The sequence below is a fragment of the Cupriavidus sp. PB-02 genome (assembly GCF_058252315.1).
Window position 1 is genome coordinate 817132 of the sequence record NZ_CM177695.1, and the last position, 17342, is coordinate 834473.

Here is a 17342-nt window from a genome sequence, read left to right on the forward strand (position 1 = left end):
TGCCATCACGACAGCGACGCGCGCAGTTGTCCCAGCCAGCTCTGGTTCAGCGTCACGCGCGCCCAGCGACCCATGCCGCAATGCCCCGACGATTGCTGCGGGCTCGACGCGTTCGCGGCGGACACCACGCCCGATGCGCTCGCCTTGCCCGGCAGCTTGTCCAGCGGCCGGTCGAGCTTGGCGATCACGTAGATCTCGTTCTTCTCGATCGGCGGGAACGGCACGAAATAGCGGGCCTGGTCGCCATCGGGCGCACGCGGCAGGATCTCCGCCACCGATGCCGGCAGCGCCGCGGGCAGGCCATCGACCTGTACATTCAGCCGCGCACCGGGCAGCAGGCTGTCGCTGAGGCTGCGCGGGAACACCGCCACCACGCGCGTTTGCGCGCAGTTGCTGGTGCGGGCCAGCGTGGCGCCGGCCGCCACGCGCATGCCGGGCTGCGCGATCAGGTCTTCGACGGTGCCGGGCTCGGTCGAGCGGATCTCGAGGTTGGAAAGCCGGTCGATGCGTTCCTGCTCGGTGGCGAGCAGCTGGTCGACCGACTTGCCATACGCTTCCAGCTGCTCCAGTTCCGCGGTCAGCTGCGCGGACTCGGCGTTCAACACCTGGCGCCGCTGCGACAGCGCGGCGCTGGGGCTGTCCGTGGAAGAGGTATAGACCTTCTTGCGCGACGCCTCGCTCTCGCCGACGGCGTTGTCGAGTTCGGCCTTGGCCGCGGCCTTGGCGTTGGTCAGCATCGACAGCTGGTAGCGCGAAGCGTTGGTATAAGCTTCGCTGACCGCGCCAGCCCATTGCATGCTCTGGTTGCGGTTGACCACTTCCTCTTGCTGGTCTTCCTGCGCCTTGGCCGATGCCAGGCGCGCTTCCAGTGCGCGCACGCGCGCCCCATGCTCGCGTTGCGCGGCGCTGTTGTAGCGCTGCAGGTCCTGCTCGGTCGCGGCCAGCAGCCGGCGGTTGCTTTCGAGCTTTGCCTTGGCGGAATCGTAGCGCTGCTGGTTGTCGAGCTTCTTGCCGGTCAGCTCGACCAGCAGCGAGCGGTCGATGTTCGGGTTCTGCACCATCATCAGCGGCTGGTTGGCGGTGAACGGCTGGCCGGCAGCGATCTTCTGCTGCATCACGATGCCTTCGACTGGCGAAGTCACCAGGCTCACGGGACTGTTGACCACGGCGCGTTCCGACGAGCGCGTGAACACATTTGGAAACATGATCGTGAGCACTGCCCACACGATGAACAGCACCACGCCGTATCCGGCCATGCGCGGCACGATGTGCCACAGTGGCACCGCCACGGGCTGCTTGCGTTCCACCAGTCCCTCGCCCTGGGACTGGCGCGCGGCTGGCGCCGGCGTCAGCAAGTGTTGTCTGGGTGGCGGGTTGTTGCGCTGGTCGGCCATGGTGTTGTTCTCCGGCTAGCAAATCAAAGGCTTCCCCGCCGGCTGTGCGCTGCGCACGCCGGACGAGATTTTTTCCAAGCAAGCGGGTGGCCTCGCGCTAGGGCAGTCGCGCGATGCCCGGCTTGCATGTCCCCAATTCAGCTTGTTGTCTGCAGCACGCGCGATGTGGCGGGATGCCGTATCGGCGCACTTTGCGGTCGGACCGCGTTGCGGTCCGTGGATTTGCCCGCCTCTATGCGAGCAGCGTTGAACAATGGCCAGGACACAAGCCCTGGCCAAGAAATGGCAGCCCGCTGACGCAAAGACTGATGCACTCAGGCCACCGCAGGTGAGTTAAGGCTAGACAAGTGCCCCGTCGCTTGCTGTAAAAATGTGTAAGGGGAGGCTGTAGCACTGCTTAACACGGCAGTAAGATTGCAGGCGGCACGCAGCGATGTGCCGTGCCTTCTGCGGCGTGCTTGCCGGCTTACGCAATGTTGCGGAGTGTTGTGAATGGCGCAAATGTCGCCAATGTCGCAATGATTGCGACATTGGCGATGATGCCGGTCAGTTGTCGGCGGAGAGCGGCGGTGCGATCTGTTCCAGCGGACGGCGTTCGGCATCGATGCCGAAGCGCAAGGCCAGCAGCCCGGCCACGATCACCAGTGCCGCGCCGATGCCGTAGCCCACCCCAACCGCTTCGCGGCTGCCGCTCTCGATCAGCATGCCGAACAGCAGTGGTGCGATAAAGCCGCCGGTGCCGGTGCCGACTGCATAGAAGACGGAGATCGCCAGTGCGCGCATCTCCAGCGGGAACACTTCGCTGGCGGTGAGGTAGGCCGAGCTGGCCGCCGCTGAAGCGAGGAAGAACACGCCCGACCAGCACAGCGCCTGCGAGCGTGCATCGAGCCAGCCTTCGACAAAGGCCCAGCCCGTCAGCGCCAGGCCGATGCCGGACAGCACGTAGGTCGCGGCAATCATGCGCCGCCGCCCGACGCGGTCGAATAGCGGCCCGAGCAGCAGCGGCCCCGCGGCATTGCCCAGCGCAAAGGGGAAGATGTACAGCGCCACGCGCCCTTCGGGCACATGATAGAAGCGCGCCAGCACCAGCGCGTAGGTGAAGAAGATGGCATTGTAGAAGAACGCCTGCGACACCATCAGCGCCAGCGTGATGGTGCTGCGCACGCGGTAGCGCCGCACCAGCAGGCGCATGACTTCGCCCACGCCGGGCGCGGCGCGCCTGCGCATGGCCACCGCGACGCAATCGGGCGCCACTGGCGGCAGGGTGCCGTGGCGCGCGCGCACCTCGGCCTCGATCGCGGCGACCACGCGCTCGGCCTCTTCCAGCCGGCCGTGGGTGGCGAGCCAGCGCGGGCTTTCCGGCACGTGCTTGCGCACCAGCACGATCGCGACCGCAAGCACCGCGCCCAGCGCAAAGCACGCGCGCCAGCCCCATACCGGTCCCAGCACGCGCGCATCGAGCAGCACCAGGCTCAGTCCCGCACCCAGCGCCGCGCCCAGCCAGAAGCTGCCGTTGATGGCCAGGTTCACGCGCCCGCGCACGCGCGCGGGGATCAGTTCGTCGATGGCGGAATTGATCGCCGCGTACTCACCGCCGATGCCCAGGCCGGTCAGGAAGCGGCACGCGGCAAAGAAGTAAAAGTCCGGTGCGAACGCGGTGGCCAGCGTTGCCACCATATAGACCGCGAGCGTGGCCAGGAACAGCCGCTTGCGTCCGAGCCGGTCGGCCATGCGGCCAAACACCAGCGCACCGATCACCGCGCCCAGGATGTAGAGCGAGCCGGTCCATCCCACCTGCGTCGCGGTCAGCGCGAGCGTGTCCGGGCGCTCCAGCACCGCGCCGACCGAGCCCACCAGCGTGACTTCCAGCCCGTCGAGCACCCACGCGACGCCCAGCGCGATGGCTACGCGCCAGTGCCAGCGCGACCATGGCAGGCGGTCCAGCCGCCCGGGGATGTCGGAGCGGAAGGCGGTATCGAGGGGGAGGGTAGCGAGGGCGCTGTCGGTCGGCATCGCCAACCAGTATAGGCGCCCAGGATAAGCGTGCCTGCTGCGTGCCTCAGCGGTACAGCACCGTGGGCAGCCACAGCCCGATGCCGGGGAACACGTACAGCAGCACCAGCGCGATCAGCTGGATGCCCATGAACGGCAGCATGCCCAGGAAGATCTGGTTCAGCGTGACATGCGGCGGCGCCACGCCCTTCAGGTAGAACGCGGCCATTGCCACCGGCGGCGACAGGAACGCGGTCTGCAGGTTCAGCGCCACCAGCAGGCCGAAGAACAGCGGATCGATGCCGAAGTTGTCCAGCAGCGGGATAAAGATCGGCATGAAGATGATGATGATCTCGGTCCATTCCAGCGGCCAGCCGAGCAGGAAGATGATCACCTGCGCCAGGATCATGAACTGCACCGGCGACAGGTTCAGCGACAGCACCCACTGCTCGACCAGCGCCTGCCCGCCCAGCAAGGCGAACGCGGCCGAGAAGATCGACGAGCCCACGAACAGCCAGCACACCATGGCGCTGGTCTTGGCCGTCAGCAGCACCGATTCCTTGACCACGCGGAAGTTCAGCTGCCGGTACGCGGCCGCCAGCAGCGCGCCGCCCAGCGATCCCACCGCCGCCGCTTCGGTCGGCGTGGCCAGCCCGAACACGATCGAGCCCAGCACCGCTAGGATCAGCAGCGCCAGCGGGAAGAACGACGCCAGCAGCATCTTGAAGATTTCCAGCCGCGCGAAGCTGAAGCGCCAGTAGAAGTACAACAGCACAGCAGCCACCACGGCCAGCGTGATCCAGAACCAGCGCGGCGCAGAGACCGCGGCGGCCTGCGGGGCAGGTTGTGTCCCGGCTTGCGCGGCGTCCGGCGCCGCGGGCGTGGCGGGTGGCGTCGTTGCGGCGGGGGCAGCCGGTGCGGCCGGTGCAGGGACCGCACCGGCGGCCGGCGCCGGCGCTTCTTCCATCGGCGGCGCCTGCAGGTCGTCCAGCGCCGCGCTGCTTTCCTCGGCGCCGCCGAGCGACAGCGGCGATTCCACGGCGATGCTGGCGGCGGGCGCTGTGACCACCTCGTAGATCGTGCCCATCACCACCGCCACCGCCAGCGCCGGCAGCAACACGATGCCGAGCTGGCGCGCGAACTCGCCGGTCGGCACGTCTGCGTTGCGTGGCCCCTTGAGCGTGCGCATCATGCCGGCGCCCAGCGCGGGCAGCGCATGCGTGGCGCCGCCGGCTTCCAGCGTGCGCGCCAGGGGTGGGAGCGGCACCACGCGTTCGGCTTCCGGCAGCGGCGGCGCAAGCGCGGGCTTGAGCTTGGCCAGGATCAGGATGTAGAGGATATAGAGGCCGGTCAGCATCAGCCCCGGGAAGAACGCGCCCGCATAGAGCTGCACCACCGACACGCCCGCGGTGGCGCCATAGACGATCAGCAGCACCGACGGCGGGATCAGGATGCCCAGGCAACCACCCGCCGTGACCGCGCCCGCCGACAGCGCCGTGTTATAGCCCGCACGCAGCATCGCGGGGAAGGCCAGCAGCCCCATCAGCGTGACCACCGCGCCGACGATGCCGGTGGCGGTCGCAAAAATCGCGCAGGTCACCAGCGTGGCGACCGCGAGCGAGCCGGGAATCCACGCCAGCGCCAGATGCAGGCTGCGGAACAGCTTTTCGATCAGGTTGGAGCGCTCGACCAGGTAGCCCATGAACACGAACAGCGGGATCGAGATCAGCACGTCGTTGGTCATGACGGCGTACGCCCGCTGCACCATCAGGTCCAGCGTCTGCTGCACCGCGATCTCGGGGTTGGCGTGGCGATAGGCCAGCCAGGAAAACAGCACGCCCATGCCCATCAGCGTGAACGCGGTGGGGAAGCCCAGCATGATCGCCACCACGATCAGCGCCAGCATCAGCAGGCCAAGATGCCCGTTGGTCCAGTCTGACGGCGCCGGCATGAACCAGGCCACGATGCCGACGATCAGCACCATCAGCGAGACGCCGAACCACAGTTCCTTCCTCATCGCCCGGCTCCGTGCTGGTCGTCAGGAGGGGCAGGGAGCGGCGCCTCCACCATTTCGGCGGTCGGCGTGCCATGCACCATCTCCTTGAGCTTGTCGACATCGACTTCCTCGACGTCGCCCTCGCGCAGCGGCCAGTGCCCGCTGTTCAGGCACAGGATGCAGCGGATGGTCTCGGCCACGCCCTGCAGCAGCAACAGCGCGCCGGCCACGGGAATGACAGCCTTGAACGGGTAGATGGGCGGGCCTTCGGCGGCGATGGAGGAGTGTTCGTTCTGCGCCAGCGAGACCTCGAAGAAATCGATGCCGGCCCAGGCCAGCGCGATCACGCCGGGGAAGAAGAAGACCAGGTAGAGCACCAGGTCGATGCTCGCCTGCATCCGCGGGGGCAGGAAGCCGTACAGGATGTCGCCGCGCACGTGGCCGCGCTTGGCCAGCGTGTAGGCGCCGGCCAGCATGAACATCGTGCCGTACAGCATATTGCTGGCATCGAACACCCAGGCGTGCGGCGCGCCCAGGGCGTAGCGCGAGAACACCTCGTAGCTGATCATCAGCGTAAGCCCGATGATCAGCCACGCGGCGGCCTGGCCGACAAAGGTGCTCAGCCAGTCGATGCCCAGCAGCAGGCGCTGCACGATGCGGCCCCGGTGGCGCGGGTCAGGTGCGCTTGGAGAAGTAGTAGCTCGATGCCACCCGGAAGTCGACGTTGGTGTCGTTCTGCCAGCGCGTGGCGCGCTGCGCGAAGGCCTTCATCGAGTCGTTGACCTTTTTGAACATCGGGTTCTCTTTTTCCTTGCGCGCCACTATCTCGTCCCAGACCTTCAGCTGCGCCTGCAGCACGGAGTTCGGAGTCGCATAGAACTTCACGCCCTGCTGCTGCAGCGCCTGGTAGTCCTTGGAATAGCGGTCGATCGCCTTGATCGACATATCGGCCGAGGCCGCCTCCACGGCGTTGGCGATCAGCGCCTTGAGCTTTGCAGGCAGCGCGTCATAGCGCTTGCGGTTGAACAGGATCTCGAACTGCTCCGAGGGCTGGTGGAAGCTGCGCAGCATGCAGACCTTGGACACGTCCTGGAAGCCCAGCGCGCGGTCCGAGCTGGCGTTGTTGAACTCCGCCGCATCGAGCAGGCCGCGGTCCATCGCCGGCACGATCTCCGCGCCCGGCAGCGCATTCACCGCGGCGCCCAGGCCGGTGAAGATATCGATCGACAGGCCCACGGTGCGGAACTTCAGGCCCTTGAAATCTTCCGGCTTGGTGATCGGCTTCTTGAACCAGCCCAGCGGCTGCGTCGGCATCGGCCCGTACAGGAACGACACCACGTCCAGGTTCAGGCTGCGGTAGATCTCCTGCTGCAGTTCCTTGCCGCCGCCGTACTTGTGCCAGGCCAGCAGCATGTTCGGATCCATGCCCCACGCCGGGCCCGAGCCCCACAGCGCCAGCGCCGAGTTCTTGCCGTACCAGTAGGCAATCACGCCGTGGCCGCCGTCCAGCGTACCCTTGCTGACCGCATCGATCAGGTCGAAGGCCTTGACCACGGCGCCTGCAGGCAGCAGTTCGATCTTCAGCTCGCCGCCCGACATGTTGTTCACCTTGGTGACGAAGTCGCCGGCGAACTCATGGAAAATGTCCTTGGTGGGCCAGGTGCTCTGCCAGCGCATAGTGACCGGGCCCTGCGCCTTCACGATCGCCGGAAAGCCCATTGCCGCCGCGCCCGCTGCCGCCCCCGCGGCGCCGCCAAGGAAGCCGCGGCGCGAAACGCCAGTTTTCCTCGTCCTGGATGCCATGACCATCTCCAATTGATGTGTATGTGTAACTACCCACGAGTGCAGGCCGTTGGGGCCGAGCCAACTCGCCACTGACGCGAACACCGGAAAAGTCGGGAAATGCGATGAATCGCTGAACGCTGAAACGCTGAAACGCCGGACCAGGAACGGGGTGCACCCAACAGTTGGCGCAAGGTGGTCCGTGATTCCCTTCATGGTAGGAAAGGCACAGGGAACCACAATGTAGGGATTACCCGCGCGGTGTGGCGCGGCGCACTTTGAGCGGCGCCGTGCCGTCATTGCGACGCACGCCACGCCTTCCGGAAGGCCGCGCATGATTGCCGCCAACACTTCTCCGCACGCACCGCTAAAGCGCGATCAGCCGCGGGCGATCCCAATGGTGAATTCGCCGTCCAGCATGCCACCCGGTTCGGCCGGCCGGCTGACGCGAACCAGGTTGGGGCGGTTGCCGGCGATCGGGTCCAGCGTGGTGGCGCGCGACGGCACGCCATGCGCACGGTAGGCCGGATGGGTGCCCAGCACCTCGCGGTTCAGGGCATCGCTGAAGTACAGCTGGCTGGTCAGCGCTTCCGACTGACCGAGCAATACCTTGAAGTGGATATGGACGGCGCGCGGCGCGTACCAGCCGGGATAGATCGTGGTGAATGTGGCCATGCCGTCCTGGCCGGCTGGCTGCACCCCGCGCAGGAAGCGCGCCTCCCGGTTGCCGCGGCTCTCGCCGCTGTAGCTGCCATCGGCATCGCAGTGCCAGATGCTCACCAGCGCACCGGGCACCGGCGCGCAGCCGCGGTCGGCATCGACCACCCGGATGCGCAGCCGCAACGGCTGGCCAGGCCGGCCGTCGCGGATGTCTGCGCGTACCAGGGCGTCGTCCAGATAGAAGGGGCCTTCGGTGGCGGAGGGCGTCAGCAGGCACGCCACCGGCGCGGCCACGGCAGGCCCGATGCCGGCGGCGGCAAACGCACCGCCCAGCTCATACAGGAAGCGGCGGCGCGCCGCGTCGGTGTGCGCCGTGCCGTCAACGCCAACTGCTGGGCGCGCCTTCATCGTTGGCTCCGTGGTATTGCGGGTGCGCCTTGCGGCGCGTGGTGCTGCGGCCAGCCGGCGCTTTGCCGCCTGGCTTGTGGGCGCCGGTGTCAGCGGCCCATCGCCTTCAGCATAGAGTAGCCGTGGCTGGTAATGCGCGGTTCCTGTCGGCAGCCGTGCAGGACTTCCAGTTGTACGAGTTGCTTCTCGACCAGTGCCTTGAGGTCGACGGGATCGATCTGGCGGGAATCGCTGGAATCGAGGGAATCAGGGCCATCGCTCAACAATAGCAGCGTGGCAAGTTCATGCGGGCTCAGCACGTTCGTCTCCTTGGCTAGAGGGGGGGCGTTTGCTGGGGAAATTGCGCGGCGCCGCAGTCCTGCTGCGCCTGCGCGCGAAGCCGGCCGGGGCGACCATGTGGCACATGCCACGCGTGCCGTTGCGCACTGCGGCAGAACTTGCCGCAGTGCAGCACGGGTGTCCGACGACTAGCTGGTTTGACGGCAGCAGCGGCGCACGGTTCCTTGCGGCGGCGGCCGTTACATCTGGCAGGACTCGCCATGGCCGCTACCTGCATTATTGGCCAACCAGATGACAACGTCATGGCCATGGCTCGTGTGGGGGCTTGTACCGGGCGACCAGTTGCTTTTGCACTGCCCGCCATTCGGATCCTTAACTTCCGTCGGCGCGTGCGCGCTGCCAGAATGCGGGCGCTGACGCCTCGCGCACAGCACCTCCACCGTAACCCAAAGGAGCCCCGACGATGCCCGCGGCGCAACTCTCGACCTGTCTTGCCTTTGTCATGACCTTGCTGATTTCCCTCGGCGCAGCCGCCGGCGTGCCGTTCGATGCCCAACTGCGCCAAGCCGCGGCGCGCGGCGACGCCGCAGCCGTTACGGCCCTGCTCGGCAACGGTGCCAGTCTCGAGGCGCGCGACGAGCAGGGCCGCACGCCATTGTTGCTCGCCACGCATGGCAATCACGTTGAGGCGGCAAAGGTGCTGATCGGCGCCGGGGCCGACGTCAACGCCAGGGATGCGATCCACGACAGCCCCTACCTCTATGCCGGCGCGCGCGGCTATAACGAGATCCTGCGCCTGACGCTGGCGCGCGGCGCCGACCTGCGCAGCACCAACCGCTACGGCGGCACCGCGCTGATCCCTGCCGCCGAGCGCGGCCATGTCGAAACCGTGCGCACGCTGATCGCGGCCGGCGTGGATGTGGATCACGTCAACCGACTCAGGTGGACGGCGTTGCTCGAGGCCATCATCCTTGGCAACGGCGGACCGGCGCATACCGAGATCGTGCGCCTGCTCGTCCAGGCCCGCGCCGACGTCAACCTTACCGACGGCGAGGGCGTGACGCCGTTGCAGCATGCACGGCGGCGCGGCTATGCGGAAATCGAGCGGGTTCTCACCGCCGCGGGCGCACGCTGAACGGTTTCAGATCCACGGCAATGGCGTCGCCGCAGCAGGCTCGATTCCCCCATCCCTCATATATACTGTCAGTGTGCATACAAAATGGTGAGAGCGATGTCTGCGAGAGCAAAGCGCAATGCGAGTGGCAGTGTGGGTGCGGCGGATGCCGTGTCGGAACCGGATCCCGCAAAAGAATTGCTGTGGGCACGTCCCGGGTTTCTTGTGCGGCGCTTGCATCAGATCCACGTCGCGATGTTCTTCGAGGAGTGCAAGTCTCCGAATATCACGCCGGTGCAGTACGCAATCCTGACGGTGCTGTCGGTGCTGCCGGGGCTGGACCAGACCTCGCTGGGGCAGGAGGTCGGGCTGGACCGGACAACGACGGCCGACGTCGTGCGCCGGATCGAGGAGCGCGGGCTGGTGGAACGCCGCGAGAACCCGGCTGACCGGCGCACCCGCCATGTCTACCTGACGAAGGAGGGCAAGAGCGTGGTCGTCGCGCTGCGTGCCGATATGGCGCGCGCCCAGGAGCGCATGCTGGCCCCGCTGAAACCCGCCCAGCGCGAAGTCTTCATGGACCTGCTGGCGACGCTGGTGGAAGCCAACAACCAGTACAGCCGGACCGTGCTGCGCAGCGTGTAGCCGGCAGCGGCGGGCGCAAAGCCCGCCGTGGCGATGCCCTCAGACCGGGTAGACCAGGTCGTTGGCGATGATGGTGGTGTCGTACACCACCTGCCGCTCGCGCAGCAGCAACCTGCCACCCTGGCGGCGGAAGCGGTCGTGGTAGGTGCCGGCCAGGTGGATCGTGGTGGGGCCCTCCACCAGCGTCTGCAGCAGCATGAAGTTGGCCTGCGCCACGATATCGCCGTCCGCCGTTTCCTCACTCACACGCGTGTTGGTGACCAGGTGCAGGTTGTAGCGCGGTGCGAACATCTGGGTATTGGCAATGGCCGAGGCGCGGTCGCGCATCATGCCGATGCCTTCGGCGTAGACCAGCCCCACCGGCAGGTTGCGTTCGGCGTTCTCGCGCGCGGTGATGCGGTAGAGCGCATCCTCGGTGAAGAAGCGCGGCCATTGCTCGACCAGCCCGGCGTCGAGCACGGCGCAGTAATCCGCGTGGAAGGCGTCGATCTCCAGTCGCAGTTCGATGGCGCGCGCGGTGCCGAGGGCGCTCTCGCGATAGAGGGAGTAGTTCATCGGTTTCATGTTGCGGGAATCCCGTTATTGTTCCGTCAGAGCCCCATCACGCCGCGGTAGTACTGGTACATCGCGCGGATGGCGGATTCGGAGATCAGGGAGCTGGAGGTGCCGATCTGGCCGGGATCGAGCTTGAGCACGTTGCGGTCGCTGCTGGAGCGCCGCACGCCTTCCTGCACGAACTTCATCGCCTCGTTGTCCTCCAGCCCCAGGAAGCCGGCCGGGCCCATCAGGTTGCCCTGGCGCAGGCGGTGCTGCGTCATCTCCTCGGTATCGTCCTCGTAGCCGAACATGGTCCACAGCATCAGCATGCTGTCGGGGCCGTTGGGCACGATCTGGCGCACGCCCAGCGTATTCATCTCGCGCTGCACGATCAGGTTCGGCCAGATGGTCTGCATCGTCACCGACCAGGGCGAGTCGAACTCCCGCACATACTCGAGGAAGCGTTCGTCTTCCAGGCGTATGCCTTCGTGATACGAGCGCATCTCCTTCTTGTTCTCGTCGCTGACGGCCGCATACTTGTCTTCCTTCTTGGCCGACGCCATGGTGCCGTGCCGCCCGTGCACGGGATCGGCGATCATGGCCGACTCGTTGCCGGCCACCAGCAGCCCGAACACCACCAGGAAGGAATGCAGCAGCGTGGCGTGGTACGGGTCCTTGAGGTTCTCGTGGTACATCTTCCAGTTGCACGGCAGCTCGTTCTTGTAATAGCCGAGCACCTTGAGCGGCTTGCCGTTGAAGACGATATCGAAGTCCTTCAGGATCTCCCGCGTCATGTAGTCTTCCAGGCTTTCCATATCCGCCGCGTACGAGGCGAAGACCACGCCGTTGCGCGTGGCCACGTTCAGCTTCACCAGCCCATGGTCCTCGTTGCGAAAGTCCTTGGGCATGCCGCCCGCGCGGTTGACGCCGCGCTTGAACGGCACGCCCTGCAGGTTGCCCTTGAGGTCATAGGACCATTGGTGATACGGGCAGACGAATTCCTTCGCATTGCCCTGGCTGTGGCGACAGAACTCGGCGCCGCGATGCGCGCAGCGGTTCTCGAAGACGTTGACCGAGCCGTCTTCGGCGCGCGACACCACCACCGGCGTCGCGCCGACATAGGAGCGCTTGTAGTCGCCGGCGTTGGGGATCTCCGCCTCCAGCGCGACATAGTTCCACGAGCGTCCGCGGAAGATCTTCTGCAGCTCCAGGTCATACACGTCCTTGCTGGTGTAGACCCAGTCGGGGATGTAGTGCAGGCTGTCTTCGGGCCAGCGGCACTCGGCCAGGCCGGCGTCCTTCTTGCCCAGCGTGTGCTGGATCACCGCTTGTGTCTGGTACATGGGGAAGTCCTTATCAGAGTGTGGTGGGGCTGGCCGCCTGCGCCGCGATGTCGCGCACCAGCTGCCGCAGCGGCAGGGTGTCGTCGCACAGCCGCGGCAGCAGGCCTTCGACGGCATGGCCGAAGAGCGCGCGCAACGGGCGCAGGTCGGCGCCGGCATTGACGGCAATGGCGTGGCAGAGCCGGCCGTGCCGGGTGCCGAGGAGCATGAACTTGGGCGAGGGCGCATCGCTGCCGGCGCTGCCGCGCCAGGCGTAGCGGGTGGCAGCGTGGGCCGCGCCGAGCATCTGCACATTGCAGCCGAACTGGTCGGTCCAGAACCAGGGCAGGGCGGCGGGCTCGGCCGGCATGCCCAGCATGGCAGCAGCGGCGATGCGGGCCTGCTCGTTGGCGCTTTGCCAGGATTCCAGCCGCATATGGTTGCCGAACTGCGGCTGATACTGGCTGCAGCAGTCGCCGGCGGCAAAGATGCCCGCCGCGCTGGTGCGCCCCTGTTCGTCGACCTGGATGCCGCCGTTGTCCGGGTGCAGCGCCAGGCCGGCAGCGGCGCCAAGCGCCACCTCCGGCGTCAGGCCGATCGCGACCACCACCAGCGGCGCGTGCAGGGCCGTGCCGTCCGCCAGCCGCAGCAGCACGCCATCGGCCTGCGGCATGAAGGCCGCGATGCCACAGTCGAGCCGCAGCCCGACGCCTTGCGCATGCACGCGCTGCGCCAGCCAGGTGCCAAGTTCGGGCGGAACGGCGCGGCCGAGCAGCCGGTCAGCGCTTTCGATCAGGGTGACCTTGAGACCCAGCCCGGCCGCGGTGGATGCCGTCTCCAGGCCGAGGAAGCCGCCGCCGATCACCACGACCTCGCCCGCCCGTTGCATGGCGTCGCGCAGGCGCGTGGCATCGTCGAGGGTGCGCAGGTAGTGCACGTGCGTCGTGCCCGGCGGCAGCGCCGGCAGCACGCGCGCGTTGCCGCCGGTCGCGAGCAGGCAGGTGGCGTAGCGGATCGCATCGCCGCCGGCGCAGTGCGCCACGCTGCGCGCGGGATCCAGTGCGGTGACCGTGGTGCCGAGCCGCAGCTCGATGTCCTGCCCGGCATAGAAACCGGCCGGATGCACGCCGATCTTGCCGTCCTGCGCGCCGTCCGCAAGCACGGACTTGGACAGCGGCGGGCGTTCGTACGGCGCATGGGCTTCGCCGCCGGCCATGACGATGCGGCCGCCATGGCCCAGCCTGCGCAGTTCGGCGGCGGCCATCGCACCGGCCTGGCCGGCGCCGACGATCAGGATGGGCGCGTCCTGTGACATGCTCGGCTCCTTCAAAGCTCGACCCAGACCCGGCGGTCTTCAAACTTGACCGGGTAGGTGCGGATGTCGCTGGTGGCCGGCGCGCACATGGCCTTGCCGGAGCGGATGTCGAAGCGCGCCTGGTGCAGCGGGCATTCGATGCAGCCGTCCTCCAGGTAGCCGTCGGACAGCAGCGCGTACTGGTGCGTGCAGACGTTATCGGTGACGAAGTACTCGTCGTCGCTGCGATAGACGGCGAGCTGGCGGTCGCCGAGCGTCAGCGGCATTACCTCGTCGTTCTGCAACTGTTGCGCCGCATCGATTTCAATCCATGCCATGGCAGTCTCCGTGAATTGGATTTGTCAGTATGCTGAGTATATAAGATCAGTGTACTGATGTTTTTGAGCGGAAGTATTCTGGTTAACCCTGTCCGGGACTGGCGGCACCCGGTTGTGCCCGTCCGGCTGCCGGCCCTCCGGTCTGCGGCGCGGGGCGCGCCTGCCAGCGCGCCAAGATCTCGCCCATGATGCCGCGGCGGAAGGTCAGCACGCACACCACGAAAATCAGCCCGGTCACCATGCTGACCGACTCGCCGAGCGCATCGAACCAGCCGACCCCGGTCATGGCCGCGAGCGCGTTGCCCGCATCCCCCAGCTTGTTTTCCAGCGCCACGATGACCAGCGCGCCGACGATCGGTCCCGAAAGCGTGCCCATGCCACCGACCAGGGTCATCAGGATGACCGTGCCGGACATCATCCAGTGCACATCGGTGAGCGTGGCGAAGCCCAGCACCAGGGTCTTGAGCGCGCCCGCCAGCCCCGCCAGCGCTGACGACAGCACGAACGCCAGCAGCTTGAAGCGGTCGGCGTCATAGCCCAGCGAGACCGCTCGCGGCTCGTTCTCCTTGATCGCGCGCAGGATCTGCCCGAAGGGCGAATTGACGATGCGCATGATGCCGAGGAAGGCCGCGGCAGTGATCCCCAGCACCACGTAGTACATGGTGTGGTCCGACCCCAGCGGCAGCATGCCGAACAGGTCGCCCCGCGGCACTGCCTGCAGGCCGTCTTCGCCGCCCGTCGCTGGTGACTGCAGGCAGAAGAAGTAGAACATCTGCGCCAGCGCCAGCGTGATCATGGCGAAGTAGATGCCCTGCCGCCGTATTGCCAGGGCGCCGAAGACCAGGCCGAGCAGGGCGCCGAATGCCGTGCCGGCCAGCAGGCCGAGTTCCGGCGTCAACCGGAGGAACTTCATCGCATAGCCGCAGGCATAGGCGGCGCCGCCGAAGAAGGCCGCATGGCCGAACGACACCAGCCCGGTATAGCCCAGCAGCAGGTTGAAGGCGCAGGCAAAGAGCGCGAAGCACAGCAGCTTCATCACCAGCACCGGGTAAGCGCCCAGCCAGGGCGCCAGCAACAGGGCTGCCAGCAGCAGCCCGTAGGCGTACGTTGCGCGCTTTCCGGTTACCATATTTCCGCTAGCCATCATTTCTCCTTTCCAAAGAGCCCGGCGGGGCGCACCAGCAGCACGCACACCATGGCAACGAAGACCACCGTCGCGGAGGCTTCGGGGTAGTAGACCTTGGTGATGCCCTCGAAGACACCCAGCCCCAGGCCGGTGAAGATCGAGCCCAGGATCGATCCCATGCCGCCGATCACCACCACGGCGAACACGGTGATGATGAGGTTCTGTCCCATCAGCGGCGACACCTGCATCACCGGCGCGGCCAGCACGCCGGCCAGCGCCGCCAGGCCCACGCCAAAGGCGTAGGTCAGCGTCACCAGCAGCGGCACGTTGACGCCGAAGGCCTCGACGATGCGCGGGTTCTCCGTGCCGGCGCGCAGGTAGGCGCCCAGCCGGGTCTTCTCGATCATGAACCAGGTGGCAAAGCACACCGACAGCGAAGCCACTACGACCCAGGCGCGATAGTTGGGCAGCACCATGAAGCCCAGTTGGCTGACGCCGGACAAGGCTTCCGGCGTCGGGTAGGGCAGGCCGGAGACGCCATAGACGGAGCGCAGCAAGCCCTCGATCAGCAGGCAGATGCCCAGCGTCAGCAGCAGCCCGTACAGGTGGTCGAAGCGGTAGAGGTGGCGCAGCATGGTGCGCTCCAGCACCACGCCGAGCGCGCCGGCCACCACCGGTGCCAGCACCAGCATCAGCCAGTAATTCAGCCCCAGGTAGTTCAGGCCCATCCACGCCAGCACCGCGCCGAGCATGAACAGCGCGCCGTGGGAGAAGTTGATCACGTTGAGCAGCCCGAAGATCACCGCCAGCCCCAGGCTCAGGATCGCGTAGAACGATCCGTTGACCAGCCCCAGCAGCAACTGGCTCAGCAGCGCGGGCAGGGGCACTCCAAACAATTCCATGACAATGTCTCCTTACACGCCCAGCAAGGCGCTGAGCGTTGGCATCTTGCGTTCAAGCTCGGCGGCCGGAAATGCCTCCACGATGCGGCCGTGCTCCATCACGAAGAAGCGGTCCGCCAGCGGCGCGGCAAAGCGGAAGTTCTGCTCCACCATGACGATGGTGTAGCCGCGGCCGCGCAGCATGGCGATCATCCTGGCCAGCTTCTGCACGATCACGGGCGCGAGGCCTTCCGAGATCTCGTCGAGCAGCAGCACGCTCGCGCCGGTGCGCAGGATGCGCGCAACCGCCAGCATCTGCTGCTCCCCGCCCGACATGCGCGTGCCCTGGCTCTTGCGCCGCTCCTGCAGGTTGGGGAACATCTCGTAGATCTCGCCCAGCGTCATCGGCTCGCGCAGTCCCATGGCGCCCGGGGTGCGGGCGAACTGCGGCGGCAGCAGCAGGTTCTCCTCGCAGGACAGGCTGGCGAAGATGGCGCGTTCTTCCGGGCAGTAGCCCAGCCCGAGCGGCGCAATGCGGTGCGTCTTCATGCCGATGGTTTCCTGGTCATGCACGCGCACCGACCCCTTGCGCGCGCCGACCAGGCCCATGATGGCGCGCAGCGTGGTGGTGCGGCCGGAGCCGTTGCGGCCGAGCAGCGTCACCACCTCACCGGGGTTGACGGTCAGGTCTACGCCATGAAGGATGTGCGATTCGCCATACCAGGCGTGCAGGCCGCGCAGTTCGAGGGCAGGGGAGGTACTCACGCTCATGATGCCTCCATGCTTGTCGCCGCCGCAGCTGCGGGGCGGTCTTCCGGTTCTTCGGTGGTTCCCATATAGGCTTCCCTTACCTGCGGATTGCGCGAGATCTCGTCATATGTCCCCTCGGCCAGCACCGCGCCGCGCTGCAGCACGGTGATGCGGTCGACGATGGACGACACCACGCTCATGTTGTGCTCCACCATCAGCACGGTACGTCCGGCGGAAACGCGCTTGATCAGGGCGGTGACGGTCTCCACGTCTTCGTGGCCCATCCCTTGCGTGGGCTCGTCCAGCAGCATCAGCTCCGGATCGGTCGCCAGCGTGGTGGCAAGCTCCAGCGCGCGCTTGCGGCCGTAGGCCAGCTCCGCCGTGCCCAGGTGCGCGAAGCCGGCCAGGCCGACCGCATCCAGCAGCTCCATCGCCCGCGCGTCCAGCCGCGACAGGGAGCGCTTGCCGCGCCAGAAATGCCAGGCGGTGCCGAGACTGCGCTGCAGCGCGATGCGCACGTTCTCCAGCACTGTCAGCTGCGGAAATACCGCCGAGATCTGGAACGAGCGAATCACCCCCATGCGGGCGATCTGGGCCGGCCGCAGCGCGGTGATATCGGTGCCGTTGAAATGGATCGAGCCGGACGAAGGCGCATGGAACTTGGTCAGCAGGTTGAAGCAGGTGGTCTTGCCGGCGCCGTTGGGGCCGATCAGCGCATGGATCGAGCCTCGCCGCACGGACAGGCTGACATCGCTCACGGCGGTAAAGCCCTTGAACGCCTTGGTCAGGCCGTGCGTCTGCAGGATTACGTCGGTGTCAGGCAT

At 66.9% G+C, this 17342-nt stretch carries 17 protein-coding genes; 2 read left to right on the forward strand and 15 right to left on the reverse strand.

The window, feature by feature from the left end:
* Positions 1 to 5: 5 nt before the first annotated feature.
* The 7 genes from AC10V3_RS24430 to AC10V3_RS24460 all read right to left on the reverse strand — a co-directional run bounded on the left by AC10V3_RS24430 (position 6) and on the right by AC10V3_RS24460 (position 8531).
* Positions 6 to 1394 (reverse strand): HlyD family secretion protein, encoded by a 1389-nt coding sequence (locus AC10V3_RS24430; protein ID WP_022537989.1) that lies wholly within the window; start codon positions 1392 to 1394, stop codon positions 6 to 8.
* 546 nt (positions 1395 to 1940) lie between these two features.
* Positions 1941 to 3407 (reverse strand): MFS transporter, encoded by a 1467-nt coding sequence (locus AC10V3_RS24435; protein ID WP_022537990.1) that lies wholly within the window; start codon positions 3405 to 3407, stop codon positions 1941 to 1943.
* 46 nt (positions 3408 to 3453) lie between these two features.
* Positions 3454 to 5403 (reverse strand): TRAP transporter large permease, encoded by a 1950-nt coding sequence (locus tag AC10V3_RS24440; protein ID WP_022537991.1) that lies wholly within the window; start codon positions 5401 to 5403, stop codon positions 3454 to 3456.
* Complete coding sequence (locus AC10V3_RS24445; protein WP_022537992.1) at positions 5400 to 6035, reverse strand: TRAP transporter small permease subunit; 636 nt, start codon at positions 6033 to 6035, stop codon at positions 5400 to 5402. Before AC10V3_RS24445 ends, AC10V3_RS24440 begins: the two co-directional genes overlap by 4 nt.
* Before the next feature lie 22 nt (positions 6036 to 6057).
* The gene (locus AC10V3_RS24450; RefSeq protein WP_041681719.1) at positions 6058 to 7185 is read right to left on the reverse strand and encodes a TRAP transporter substrate-binding protein; all 1128 of its coding nucleotides are present in this window, start codon (positions 7183 to 7185) and stop codon (positions 6058 to 6060) included.
* A 357-nt stretch (positions 7186 to 7542) separates the two neighbouring features.
* Positions 7543 to 8232, reverse strand: coding sequence for an intradiol ring-cleavage dioxygenase (locus AC10V3_RS24455; RefSeq protein WP_490924095.1), 690 nt, complete (start codon positions 8230 to 8232; stop codon positions 7543 to 7545).
* An 89-nt stretch (positions 8233 to 8321) separates the two neighbouring features.
* Positions 8322 to 8531 (reverse strand): hypothetical protein, encoded by a 210-nt coding sequence (locus AC10V3_RS24460; protein WP_041681720.1) that lies wholly within the window; start codon positions 8529 to 8531, stop codon positions 8322 to 8324.
* Positions 8532 to 8974: 443 nt separating this feature from the next.
* On the opposite strand from AC10V3_RS24460, the gene AC10V3_RS24465 reads away from it, so the two are divergent.
* Positions 8975 to 9646 carry an ankyrin repeat domain-containing protein gene (locus AC10V3_RS24465; protein ID WP_022537996.1) on the forward strand — a complete coding sequence of 224 codons (672 nt, stop codon included), beginning with the start codon at positions 8975 to 8977 and terminating at the stop codon, positions 9644 to 9646.
* 96 nt (positions 9647 to 9742) lie between these two features.
* The gene (locus AC10V3_RS24470; RefSeq protein WP_051369949.1) at positions 9743 to 10270 is read left to right on the forward strand and encodes a MarR family winged helix-turn-helix transcriptional regulator; all 528 of its coding nucleotides are present in this window, start codon (positions 9743 to 9745) and stop codon (positions 10268 to 10270) included.
* Positions 10271 to 10309: 39 nt separating this feature from the next.
* On the opposite strand, the gene AC10V3_RS24475 is transcribed toward AC10V3_RS24470, so the two are convergent.
* The 8 genes from AC10V3_RS24475 to AC10V3_RS24510 all read right to left on the reverse strand — a co-directional run bounded on the left by AC10V3_RS24475 (position 10310) and on the right by AC10V3_RS24510 (position 17342).
* Positions 10310 to 10825, reverse strand: coding sequence for an aromatic-ring-hydroxylating dioxygenase subunit beta (locus AC10V3_RS24475; protein WP_374063725.1), 516 nt, complete (start codon positions 10823 to 10825; stop codon positions 10310 to 10312).
* Positions 10826 to 10860: 35 nt separating this feature from the next.
* Positions 10861 to 12150: an aromatic ring-hydroxylating dioxygenase subunit alpha gene (locus tag AC10V3_RS24480; protein ID WP_022537999.1), complete on the reverse strand. Its 1290-nt coding sequence runs from the start codon at positions 12148 to 12150 to the stop codon at positions 10861 to 10863.
* A gap of 13 nt (positions 12151 to 12163) precedes the next feature.
* Positions 12164 to 13444 (reverse strand): NAD(P)/FAD-dependent oxidoreductase, encoded by a 1281-nt coding sequence (locus AC10V3_RS24485; protein WP_022538000.1) that lies wholly within the window; start codon positions 13442 to 13444, stop codon positions 12164 to 12166.
* An 11-nt stretch (positions 13445 to 13455) separates the two neighbouring features.
* Positions 13456 to 13761, reverse strand: a complete 306-nt coding sequence (locus tag AC10V3_RS24490; protein ID WP_022538001.1) for a non-heme iron oxygenase ferredoxin subunit — start codon at positions 13759 to 13761, stop codon at positions 13456 to 13458.
* Positions 13762 to 13843: 82 nt separating this feature from the next.
* Positions 13844 to 14890, reverse strand: coding sequence for a branched-chain amino acid ABC transporter permease (locus tag AC10V3_RS24495; RefSeq protein ID WP_041681721.1), 1047 nt, complete (start codon positions 14888 to 14890; stop codon positions 13844 to 13846).
* A gap of 14 nt (positions 14891 to 14904) precedes the next feature.
* A complete protein-coding gene (locus tag AC10V3_RS24500; RefSeq protein WP_022538003.1) occupies positions 14905 to 15789 on the reverse strand; it encodes a branched-chain amino acid ABC transporter permease in 885 nt (294 codons plus the stop codon).
* Positions 15790 to 15801: 12 nt separating this feature from the next.
* Complete coding sequence (locus tag AC10V3_RS24505; RefSeq protein WP_022538004.1) at positions 15802 to 16539, reverse strand: ABC transporter ATP-binding protein; 738 nt, start codon at positions 16537 to 16539, stop codon at positions 15802 to 15804.
* The gene (locus AC10V3_RS24510; RefSeq protein WP_022538005.1) at positions 16536 to 17342 is read right to left on the reverse strand and encodes an ABC transporter ATP-binding protein; all 807 of its coding nucleotides are present in this window, start codon (positions 17340 to 17342) and stop codon (positions 16536 to 16538) included. The genes AC10V3_RS24505 and AC10V3_RS24510 overlap by 4 nt, the downstream gene beginning before the upstream one ends.

What these genes read in the sequence shown, in the direction of transcription:
- AC10V3_RS24495 (WP_041681721.1), bottom strand. Translation starts at nt 14,890, where the DNA reads ATGGTAACCGGAAAGCGCGCAACGTACGCCTACGGGCTGCTGCTGGCA.
- AC10V3_RS24510 (WP_022538005.1), bottom strand. Translation starts at nt 17,342, where the DNA reads ATGCCTGACACCGACGTAATCCTGCAGACGCACGGCCTGACCAAGGCG.
- AC10V3_RS24430 (WP_022537989.1), bottom strand. Translation starts at nt 1,394, where the DNA reads ATGGCCGACCAGCGCAACAACCCGCCACCCAGACAACACTTGCTGACG.
- AC10V3_RS24490 (WP_022538001.1), bottom strand. Translation starts at nt 13,761, where the DNA reads ATGGCATGGATTGAAATCGATGCGGCGCAACAGTTGCAGAACGACGAG.
- AC10V3_RS24470 (WP_051369949.1), top strand. Translation starts at nt 9,743, where the DNA reads ATGTCTGCGAGAGCAAAGCGCAATGCGAGTGGCAGTGTGGGTGCGGCG.
- AC10V3_RS24505 (WP_022538004.1), bottom strand. Translation starts at nt 16,539, where the DNA reads ATGAGCGTGAGTACCTCCCCTGCCCTCGAACTGCGCGGCCTGCACGCC.
- AC10V3_RS24450 (WP_041681719.1), bottom strand. Translation starts at nt 7,185, where the DNA reads ATGGCATCCAGGACGAGGAAAACTGGCGTTTCGCGCCGCGGCTTCCTT.
- AC10V3_RS24455 (WP_490924095.1), bottom strand. Translation starts at nt 8,232, where the DNA reads ATGAAGGCGCGCCCAGCAGTTGGCGTTGACGGCACGGCGCACACCGAC.
- AC10V3_RS24465 (WP_022537996.1), top strand. Translation starts at nt 8,975, where the DNA reads ATGCCCGCGGCGCAACTCTCGACCTGTCTTGCCTTTGTCATGACCTTG.
- AC10V3_RS24480 (WP_022537999.1), bottom strand. Translation starts at nt 12,150, where the DNA reads ATGTACCAGACACAAGCGGTGATCCAGCACACGCTGGGCAAGAAGGAC.
- AC10V3_RS24485 (WP_022538000.1), bottom strand. Translation starts at nt 13,444, where the DNA reads ATGTCACAGGACGCGCCCATCCTGATCGTCGGCGCCGGCCAGGCCGGT.
- AC10V3_RS24475 (WP_374063725.1), bottom strand. Translation starts at nt 10,825, where the DNA reads ATGAACTACTCCCTCTATCGCGAGAGCGCCCTCGGCACCGCGCGCGCC.
- AC10V3_RS24435 (WP_022537990.1), bottom strand. Translation starts at nt 3,407, where the DNA reads ATGCCGACCGACAGCGCCCTCGCTACCCTCCCCCTCGATACCGCCTTC.
- AC10V3_RS24500 (WP_022538003.1), bottom strand. Translation starts at nt 15,789, where the DNA reads ATGGAATTGTTTGGAGTGCCCCTGCCCGCGCTGCTGAGCCAGTTGCTG.
- AC10V3_RS24440 (WP_022537991.1), bottom strand. Translation starts at nt 5,403, where the DNA reads ATGAGGAAGGAACTGTGGTTCGGCGTCTCGCTGATGGTGCTGATCGTC.